The organism is Streptomyces sp. NPDC127190, from assembly GCF_042672505.1.
Lineage (GTDB): Bacteria > Actinomycetota > Actinomycetes > Streptomycetales > Streptomycetaceae > Streptomyces.
Map to the genome: position 1 here is coordinate 1 of NZ_JBHXVE010000056.1, position 8922 is coordinate 8922.

The window sequence follows — 8922 nt, forward strand, 5'->3', positions numbered from 1 at the left end:
TGCTCTGCACCCCCCCGCGTGCGCGCCCCCTCCCCCTAACACTACACTCGTGGTGCCCCCGGGGTGTGGCGTGCCCCCCCCCCCCGCCGGCGGCGGCCCCCACGGCGCGGGCCGCGGCGGACGCGGCCCGGGGCGGCGCCGGCGGAGGCGGCCTGTTCGGCGGCCGTGGCGGCCGCGGACTCGGCGGCTTCGGCTCCCTCGGCGGCCCGGCCGCGGGCGGCGCGGCGGGCGTCCCCAGCGGGCCGACCCGCGCGGAGTTCGACCAGGCCATGGACGACCTGCGCGACCTGCTGGACCGACGCGGCGAGGCGGAGCAGGCCCAGGGCGAGATCACCGTGCGGTGGGCGTACGAGGTACTGGCACCGGTGATCGCGGGAGCGGTGCTGCTGGGAATCCTGCTGGCGCTGGGCTGAGGGCCCCTCCGGGGAGGGGCGTGGGGGGTCGCCTGGCGGGCGGGGTGCGCCTGGGTCACGGTGGTGACGTGGGTGCGGTGTTGTTACGGCGGTGAGCAGGCGGCCGTGTGGGCTGCGGGTGGCTGGGTGTCGTCGTGTCGTGTGGCGGGCCGGGCTCGGTCTGCTGGCCGTCGTGGCAGGGGTGGTCTTTTGCGATCGCCGTCTCCCTGGCTGGGAACGGTGCGGCGTTGCCCGTCGGGTGGGGGCATCCTCGGCGCGGCCTGGTGGTGTCCGCCTGTGTCGTGGTGGCCGCCCTCGGCTTCTGGTGGCTGACGCCGGCCCCGGCGGTCCGGCTGCCCCGGCCACGGGGGTCCGGCTGCTCCGCCCCCGCTGGGGCGGGCCCCGTCGGATGTGGCTTGGCAGCAGCAGCCTTCTGCGATGTCCCCAGGGCGCCCGGCGGCGGGGCAATGACCGGCGCCCCGGCGTCACAGGGTGACGGCCGGGGCGCCGGTGGGGTCGTACCGGGGGCCGGGGTCAGATGCCGGCCGCCGCGGAGAGGTCCCGCTTGATCGCGGTCAGGAGGTCCGTCGCGCGGGTGCGGGCTGCCGGCAGGTCGGCGTGGGTGGCCACCGGGACGACGACCTCCAGGTAGCACTTCAGCTTCGGCTCGGTGCCGCTCGGGCGGACGATCACCCGGGCGCCGTCCAGCGTGTAGCGCAGGCCGTCGGTGGGCGGCAGCTTCTCCGTGCCCCGGGTCAGGTCCTCCGCGCGCGTGACGGGCAGCCCGGCCAGCTCGGTCGGCGGCTGCTCGCGCAGGCGGCGCATCGCGTCGGCGATGAGCGAGAGGTCCTGGACCCGGACCGACAGCTGGTCGGTGGCGTGCAGACCGTGCTGCACGGCCAGGTCGTCCAGCAGGTCGAGGAGGGTACGGCCGTCCTCCTTGAGCTGCGAGGCCAGCTCGGTGACGAGGAGCGCCGCGGTGATGCCGTCCTTGTCGCGGACGCCCTCCGGGTCGACGCAGTAGCCGAGGGCCTCCTCGTAGCCGTACCGCAGGCCGTCCACCCGGGCGATCCACTTGAAGCCGGTGAGGGTCTCCTCGTACGCCAGCCCGGCCCTCTCGGCGATCCGGCCGAGGAGGGAGGAGGAGACGATCGACTCCGCGAAGGTGCCCTGGACACCGCGGTTCACCAGGTGCGCGGCGAGCAGCGCGCCGACCTCGTCGCCGCGCAGCATGCGCCAGTCGGCGCCGTCCTTGACGGCCACCGCGCAGCGGTCGGCGTCGGGGTCGTTGGCGATCACCAGGTCGGGGTCGGTCGCGCGGGCCCGGGCGAACGCCAGGTCCATCGCGCCCGGCTCCTCCGGGTTGGGGAAGGCGACCGTCGGGAAGTCCGGGTCCGGCTCGGCCTGCTCGGCGACCAGCACCGGCTCCGGGAAACCGGCCCGGGCGAAGGCGGCGAGGAGGGTGTCCTTGCCGACGCCGTGCATCGCGGTGTAGACCGTGCGGGCGCCGCGCGCGGAGCCGGGGGCCAGGACCGCGTCCGTGCGGGCCAGGTAGGCGTCCAGGACCGCGTCGTCCAGGGTCTCCCAGCCGGAGTCCGGGCGGGGTACGTCGTTCAGCGAGACGATCGCGTCGATCTCGGCGGCGATCTCCGCGTCCGCGGGCGGGACGATCTGGGAGCCGTCGCCGAGGTAGACCTTGTAGCCGTTGTCCCGGGGCGGGTTGTGGCTGGCGGTGACCTCGACGCCCGCGACCGCGCCCAGGTGCCTTATGGCGAAGGCCAGGACCGGGGTGGGCAGCGGGCGGGGGAGTACGGCGGCCCGCAGGCCGGCGCCGGTCATCACGGCGGCGGTGTCGCGGGCGAAGTCGGCGGACTTGTGGCGGGCGTCGTACCCGATGACGACGACTCCGTCGCCCTGGCCGTTCTTCTTCAGGTAGGCGGCGAGACCGGCGGCCGCGCGGATGACGACCGAGCGGTTCATGCGCATCGGACCGGCGCCGAGTTCGCCCCGCAGGCCCGCGGTGCCGAACTGGAGCGTGCCGCTGAAGCGGGCCGACAGCTCGGTCACGTCCCCGGCCTCGATCAGCTTGGCCAGTTCGTCGCGGGTCTCCGCGTCCGGGTCCTCGGCGAGCCATGCCGTGGCCCGGGCGATGAGATCGTCGTGCACCTTGGGATCAACCTCTCCGTGTTTGCCTGCTCCACCAGGGGCTCAGGGCCTGTCTTTCGGATCTTGCCGGCGTCGCGGGCCCTGGCACGCACATCTGCTGCGTTGTCGTCCCTCTCCCCCACGCTCGGCTTCGCTCGCGCGGGGGGACCCCCATCGCTCCGCGTCGACTCGGTCCTCCGCCTTGCATCTGCACGCTCCCCCAAGCTCTCGACTCCGCTCGAGCAGGGGGCACCCCCATGACCCCGCTCGGGTCGGCCGAGAAGGCGCCGGCGCCGCAGCCGACCTGATCCGAAAGACAGGCCCTCCGCCCCCGGACCCCCGTCCGCCCACCCTCCCGACGCGGTCGGTGCAGGGTGGGCGAGGGCCCTTGCGGGGTGCTTACAGCTTGCCCAGCACCTGGGCCAGCAGCTCGCCCATCCGGGCGGCCGAGTCGCGGCCCGCCTGGAGGACCTCCTCGTGGTTGAGGGGCTCACCGGTCATACCGGCCGCGAGGTTGGTGACCAGGGAGATGCCCAGCACCTCGGCGCCCGCCTCACGGGCGGCGATGGCCTCCAGCACCGTGGACATGCCGACCAGGTCCGCGCCGATGACGCGGGCCATGCGGATCTCGGCCGGGGTCTCGTAGTGCGGGCCGGGGAACTGCGCGTAGACGCCCTCTTCGAGGCTGGGGTCGATCTCCTTGCACAGGGCGCGCAGACGCGGCGAGTACAGGTCCGTCAGGTCGACGAAGTTGGCGCCGACGATGGGGGAGGTCGCCGTCAGGTTGATGTGGTCGCTGATCAGCACCGGCTGTCCGGGGCGCATGCCCTCGCGCAGACCGCCGCAGCCGTTGGTCAGCACGATCGTCTTGCAGCCGGCGGCCACGGCGGTGCGCACACCGTGCGCGACGGCGGCGACGCCACGGCCCTCGTAGTAGTGGGTACGGCCGAGGAAGACCAGGGCGCGCTTGTCACCGAAGGTGTACGAGCGGATCTTGCCGCCGTGCCCCTCGACGGCCGGCGGCGGGAAGCCGGGCAGCTCGGTGACCTGGAACTCGGCGTCGGGGGCGCCCAGCGCGTCGACGGCCGGAGCCCAGCCGGAGCCCATCACGAGGGCGACGTCGTGGGTCTCGGCGCCGGTGAGTTCGCGCAGGCGTGCGGCGGCGGCGTCGGCGGCGGCGTACGGGTCGCCCTGGATGTCGTCCGGAAGAAGAGATGCGTTCACGACGACGAGGGTAGCCGGTATTCGCCTACGCGCGTAGATGACGAAGGCCACGGGATTGCCTTCGTTGTCTTGTCGTTTTCCACAAGGGCGGGCGAAGAGGGAGGAAACACGCGGGGGCGCGGCTCAGCAGGGGCGCTTGCGGAGTTCCATCACATAGTCGTGGGGAGCGCCCGCGGACTCCGCGGCGTCGGCGATCTCGCCCAGGTAGCGGGCGGAGGGAAGACCGCCCTCGTAGCCGTTCAGGACGTACGCCCAGGCCTGCTCGTCCCCCTCGAGGGTGTGCACCCGCACCCGGACCCGGCGGTAGACGCCGAGGCCGACGCCCTCCCAGCGGTCCAGCGACTCCTCGTCCGGCGGGGCGATGTCGTACAGGCCCACGAAGACCTGCGCGAGCGGGTCCTCGACGATCGTCGCCAGCGCACCCTCCCAGCCGAGCTGCTCGCCGCCGAAGGTCAGCCGCCAGCCGTCCAGCCAGCCGGTGGCGCGCAACGGGGAGTGCGGGGCGCGGCGGGACATCAGACGCGCGTCGAGGTTGCCGGCGTACGCGGCATAGAGCGACATGGAGAGAGGGTACGGCAGCGAAAACGTTCCCTTTCACGCCCCGGCGGCGGCGCCGCGGCAGCTGTGAAGGGGGCTTTCCTCCCCCGGGCAGTAGCACCTTGAAGGGTGCGGGACAATGGGATACGTGACTCGGATCGTGATCATCGGTGGCGGACCCGGCGGATACGAAGCGGCGCTGGTGGCCGCTCAGCTCGGGGCGGAGGTGACCGTCGTCGACTGCGACGGTCTGGGCGGAGCGTCGGTGCTGACCGACTGCGTGCCGTCGAAGACCCTTATCGCTACGGCCGAGGTGATGACCACCTTCGACTCCTCCTACGAGGAGCTGGGGATCATCGTCGCCGACGACACCCCGCCGCTGGAGCAGGCGGCCCGGGTGGTCGGGGTGGACCTCGGGAAGGTCAACCGGCGGGTGAAGCGGCTCGCGCTCGCGCAGTCGCACGACATCACGGCGTCCGTGACGCGCGCCGGCGCCCGGGTCATGCGCGGCCGCGGCCGGCTGGAGGGCATGCAGGCCCTCGACGGCTCCCGGAAGGTCGTCGTCACCTCCGCCGACGGCACCGAGGAGACCCTTACCGCCGACGCCGTCCTCCTCGCCACCGGCGGTCACCCCCGCGAGCTGCCCGACGCCCAGCCGGACGGCGAGCGCATCCTCAACTGGACCCAGGTCTACGACCTCACCGAGCTGCCCGAAGAGCTGATCGTCGTCGGCTCCGGTGTGACCGGTGCCGAGTTCGCCGGCGCCTACCAGGCACTGGGCTCCAAGGTCACGCTCGTGTCGTCCCGCGACCGCGTGCTGCCCGGCGAGGACCCCGACGCCGCCGCCGTGCTGGAGGACGTCTTCCGGCGCCGCGGCATGAACGTCATGGCCCGCTCCCGCGCGCAGTCCGCCAAGCGCGTCGGCGACCGGGTGGAGGTCACCCTCGCCGACGGACGCGTCATCAGCGGTACGCACTGCCTGATGGCCGTCGGCGCCATCCCCAACAGCGCCGGGCTCGGGCTGGAGGAGGCCGGGGTCAAGGTGCGCGAGTCCGGGCACATCTGGACCGACAAGGTGTCCCGCACCACCGCCCCGGGCGTGTACGCCGCCGGTGACGTGACCGGCGTCTTCGCCCTCGCCTCCGTCGCCGCGATGCAGGGCCGCATCGCCATGTACCACTTCCTCGGCGACGCCGTGGCCCCGCTGAACCTCAAGACCGTGTCCTCGAACGTCTTCACCGACCCCGAGATCGCGACCGTCGGCTACAGCCAGGCCGACGTGGACGCCGGCAAGATCGACGCCCGGGTCGTCAAGCTGCCGCTGCTGCGCAACCCGCGCGCCAAGATGCAGGGCATCCGGGACGGCTTCGTGAAGATCTTCTGCCGCCCGGGCACCGGGATCGTCGTCGGCGGTGTGGTCGTCGCGCCCCGCGCCTCCGAGCTGATCCACCCCATCTCCATCGCCGTCGACAACAACCTGACGGTCGAGCAGATCGCGAACGCGTTCACCGTGTACCCCTCCCTCTCCGGCTCGATCGCGGAGGTGGCGCGCCAGCTGCACACCCGCAAGGCGGGCGCCGAGGCCTGACGCCCCGGACCCGTCCCGCACCCCCTGGCGCTGCGCACCAGGGGGTGTGCGGTACCGGTCCGGGACGCCCGGACCACCGCACAGCTCTCACCCTCACTGCCGGCCGGGCGATGTTCGCAGGGTGGGGACGCGACGGCGGACGCCGCGCACGTGGTGCCGGCGAGGCGTTCGCGTTCCCGGTGCTCCCGAGAAGACGTGGGCCGCTGGTTCGGATGGTGACCAGTAGGGTACGAGTACGGACTGTCCGTCAGCAAACGGTTCTTGACGATTGATCAGCTCGTTCCGATCCCTGCGGGTCACGGGTGGTCCCGTGGTGCCCGGCTTCGATCGGAAGCGCCGCCGGCCGACGTGCGGCGAGCGGGGCGGGGCCGGGCGGCCGGTTCCGGGTTCCCGCTGGTCACGGGGAGTTGCCGCGCATGCGGGCGGCATAGTCGGGCTGGATAGGCCCTATACCACTTCCCACCCTGTCGCACGAACAACTTCTGTTATTCGGCGCAAACTGCTGAAAGCAGACGGTCGCTGGGGTTACTGTCAGTTTCGTGTTCGCTGCTGAACGTCGCCAATTGATCCTCGAAATGGTGCGAGCGAACGGTGCGGTCTCGCTCCGTGAACTCGCCCGCGTCGTCCAGACCTCCGAAGTGACCGTACGGCGGGACGTGCGGGCACTGGAGGCAGAAGGACTCCTCGACCGCCGGCACGGCGGTGCGGTACTGCCGGGTGGCTTCACCCGCGAGTCGGGCTTCCCGCAGAAGTCCCATCTCGCGACCGCCGAGAAGACGGCCATCGCCGACCTCGCGGCGGGCCTCGTCGAAGAGGGCGAGGCCATCGTCGTCGGGGCGGGTACGACCACACAGGAGCTGGCCCGCCGGCTCGCGCGGGTCCCCGGCCTGACCGTCGTCACCAACTCCCTCCTCGTCGCACAGGCCCTGGCCCATGCCAACCGGGTGGAGGTCGTGATGACCGGTGGCACCCTGCGCGGCTCCAACTACGCCCTGGTCGGCTCCGGCGCCGAACAGTCCCTCCAGGGGCTGAGAGTGTCCAAGGCCTTCCTCTCCGGGAGCGGGCTCACCGCCGAACGCGGGCTGTCCACCTCCAACATGCTCTCGGCATCCGTCGACCGGGCCCTCGTCCAGGCCGCCGCGGAGGTCGTGGTCCTCGCCGACCACACCAAGCTGGGCACGGACACCATGTTCCAGACCGTGCCGACGGACCTCATCACCCGGCTGGTCACCGACGAGCCGCCCGGCCATGACGACCGCGCCGGCACCGAGTTGCAGGCCCTGGCCGACCAGGGGGTGCAGATCGCCGTGGCCGGGGCGGGCGGAGTCCCTTCGGGGGGTGAGCAGGCCCCGGCGCGACGCGCGTCCCTGCCGGGGCCGCGGCGGGGCGTGCCCGGAGGCGGGCTGCGCGGAGTACTGGGCGAACAGCCGGCCGGCGAGCGGGGACGCGTCGCCGACCTGCGGCGCCGCTGAGGCCGCCCGCCGCCCGCCCGGCCGCGGGGCTCAGGGCGCGGCGGGGGGCTCGGGAGGCCTGACCCGGTAGGGGGCGAAGGCGGTGGCCGCCGCCGGGGCGTAGGGCCTGCGGGACATGCGGGTCACCAGCTGCCACATGGCGCGCTCCTGCTCGAGATCGCCCGGCAGGACCAGACCGAGCGCCTCGGCCAGCGGCTTGCGGCCCAGGTTGACCAGGGCGCGCGTCGCCGCCGCCCACTCGTCGGTGGCGGCCACCGCCGCGTGGTACCACACGGGCATCAGCAGGAGCAGTACGACACCCGTGACCACCAGCACCGGGCGGTCGGCCCGCCCGGACGCCAGCGCGGCGCACGCCGTGCCGGCCACCGCCGCATGGCCGTACAGCAGGGCCACGAAGAAGTCCACGTTCGTGCGGGCGGTGTCGTGCTGCCTGCGGGCCCACTCCGGGGCGACACTCGTCAGCTCGTTCCACAGCACCTGGGTGTCGAGCCGGTAGCGGTCGTGGCCGTACTCCTCGAAGCGGCGGATGGCGTTGCCGAGCCGGGTCGGGGCGATCTGCTCGTCGCTGACCGGATAGCGGCTCAGCTTCTCGGCGAGCAGACCCCGCCGGATGGTCGAGCCGGCCGGGATGCCCGCCAGCCGCTCGGCCGTACGCCGCCGACGGGCCAGCTGGGTCCGGCAGCCACGCTCGTACGCCACCGACGGCCACAGCGCATAGCCCTCCAGCAGGCGGTACAGGGGCGTCTGGAGGGCGTTGAGCACCAGGCCGAGCAGCACGGCCGCGACGAGGAGCAACAGCGCCGTACGGCCCCCTGTCGCCGGCCAGTGCCCGGACAGGAGCGCGGGGCGGTGCAGGCTGGGGGCGACCGCCAGCAGGAACACGGACAGGTTCAGCGCGGTCGGCAGGATCCAGCCGACGAGCAGCGTCCAGCCGCCCCCCAGCGCCCCCTTGGCGATGTCTCCCACCGGCTACCGCTCCCTCACTCCCGGTCCCAGTCGTCATCGGGGTCGAGGACGGGACCGGGGGAGGTGTGGCGCGCGGACCCCGTGATGTCGGTATCGCCGGTGGTCGGGAGGCCCGTCACCGGCCCCGGGCCCCGTGGAGCGCTCAGCGCGGAGACCAGGCGCACGAGCGTTTCCGGGTCGTCGGTTCCGCCGGTCAGCTCGACGCTTCGCCGCACCGGGGGCATTTCCACGGTGACGGTGAGGGTGGGGGAGCCCGGACCTCGCTGGGTCAGCCAGGTCACCAGCCCATCCGCGTACAGGACGAGCGCCCCGGGCCGGTGGCTCCTGAACCGCACGACCCGGCCGTCCGGGCCGTCAGGCAGCTCCAGCTCCAGCTCCAGCTCCGGTGCCGGGGTCAGCGCCCTGTCCCGCAGCCAGGCGCGCAGCTCCCCGGCTCGGCCGGGGTCCGCCACAGTGACGGTGAAGACGAATTCCACGCGGCCAGCTTAGGGACCGGCAAAGCGAGTTGGGGGGGGGGGGGGGGGGGGCGCGCGGCGGCCCGCCCCCGGCCCCGCGCGGTGGGGGGTGGGGGGTGGGGGGACAGCGGGCGCGCGGCGGG

At 73.5% G+C, this 8922-nt stretch carries 8 protein-coding genes; 3 read left to right on the forward strand and 5 right to left on the reverse strand.

The window, feature by feature from the left end; translation table 11 throughout:
- The first annotated feature begins 65 nt into the window (after positions 1-65).
- The gene (locus tag ACFVIU_RS38825) at positions 66-413 is read left to right on the forward strand and encodes a hypothetical protein (RefSeq protein ID WP_385848481.1); all 348 of its coding nucleotides are present in this window, start codon (positions 66-68) and stop codon (positions 411-413) included.
- A gap of 513 nt (positions 414-926) precedes the next feature.
- Here the strand turns inward: ACFVIU_RS38825 and ACFVIU_RS38830 are convergent.
- The 3 genes from ACFVIU_RS38830 to ACFVIU_RS38840 form a co-directional block, all read right to left on the reverse strand.
- Positions 927-2558, reverse strand: a complete 1632-nt coding sequence (locus ACFVIU_RS38830; protein WP_385848482.1) for a phospho-sugar mutase — start codon at positions 2556-2558, stop codon at positions 927-929.
- Positions 2559-2936: 378 nt separating this feature from the next.
- Positions 2937-3761: a purine-nucleoside phosphorylase gene (locus tag ACFVIU_RS38835; RefSeq protein WP_385848483.1), complete on the reverse strand. Its 825-nt coding sequence runs from the start codon at positions 3759-3761 to the stop codon at positions 2937-2939.
- Between the two features lie 123 nt (positions 3762-3884).
- Positions 3885-4322: a gamma-glutamylcyclotransferase family protein gene (locus ACFVIU_RS38840; RefSeq protein ID WP_385848485.1), complete on the reverse strand. Its 438-nt coding sequence runs from the start codon at positions 4320-4322 to the stop codon at positions 3885-3887.
- Between the two features lie 115 nt (positions 4323-4437).
- Between ACFVIU_RS38840 and ACFVIU_RS38845 the strand changes: the two genes are divergently transcribed.
- Both ACFVIU_RS38845 and ACFVIU_RS38850 read left to right on the forward strand, forming a co-directional pair.
- Entirely contained in the window at positions 4438-5886 is a 1449-nt protein-coding gene (locus ACFVIU_RS38845; RefSeq protein WP_385848486.1) for an NAD(P)H-quinone dehydrogenase, read from the forward strand.
- A 563-nt stretch (positions 5887-6449) separates the two neighbouring features.
- The gene (locus ACFVIU_RS38850) at positions 6450-7358 is read left to right on the forward strand and encodes a DeoR/GlpR family DNA-binding transcription regulator (protein WP_385848489.1); all 909 of its coding nucleotides are present in this window, start codon (positions 6450-6452) and stop codon (positions 7356-7358) included.
- Positions 7359-7388: 30 nt separating this feature from the next.
- On the opposite strand, the gene ACFVIU_RS38855 is transcribed toward ACFVIU_RS38850, so the two are convergent.
- Positions 7389-8324, reverse strand: coding sequence for a hypothetical protein (locus tag ACFVIU_RS38855; RefSeq protein WP_385848487.1), 936 nt, complete (start codon positions 8322-8324; stop codon positions 7389-7391).
- Between the two features lie 14 nt (positions 8325-8338).
- Positions 8339-8800, reverse strand: a complete 462-nt coding sequence (locus ACFVIU_RS38860; protein ID WP_385848488.1) for a hypothetical protein — start codon at positions 8798-8800, stop codon at positions 8339-8341.
- Positions 8801-8922 lie beyond the last annotated feature (122 nt).

Coding starts and splice junctions, on each gene's coding strand:
- ACFVIU_RS38840 (WP_385848485.1), bottom strand. CDS start 4,322: ATGTCGCTCTATGCCGCGTACGCCGGCAACCTCGACGCGCGTCTGATG.
- ACFVIU_RS38845 (WP_385848486.1), top strand. CDS start 4,438: ATGGGATACGTGACTCGGATCGTGATCATCGGTGGCGGACCCGGCGGA.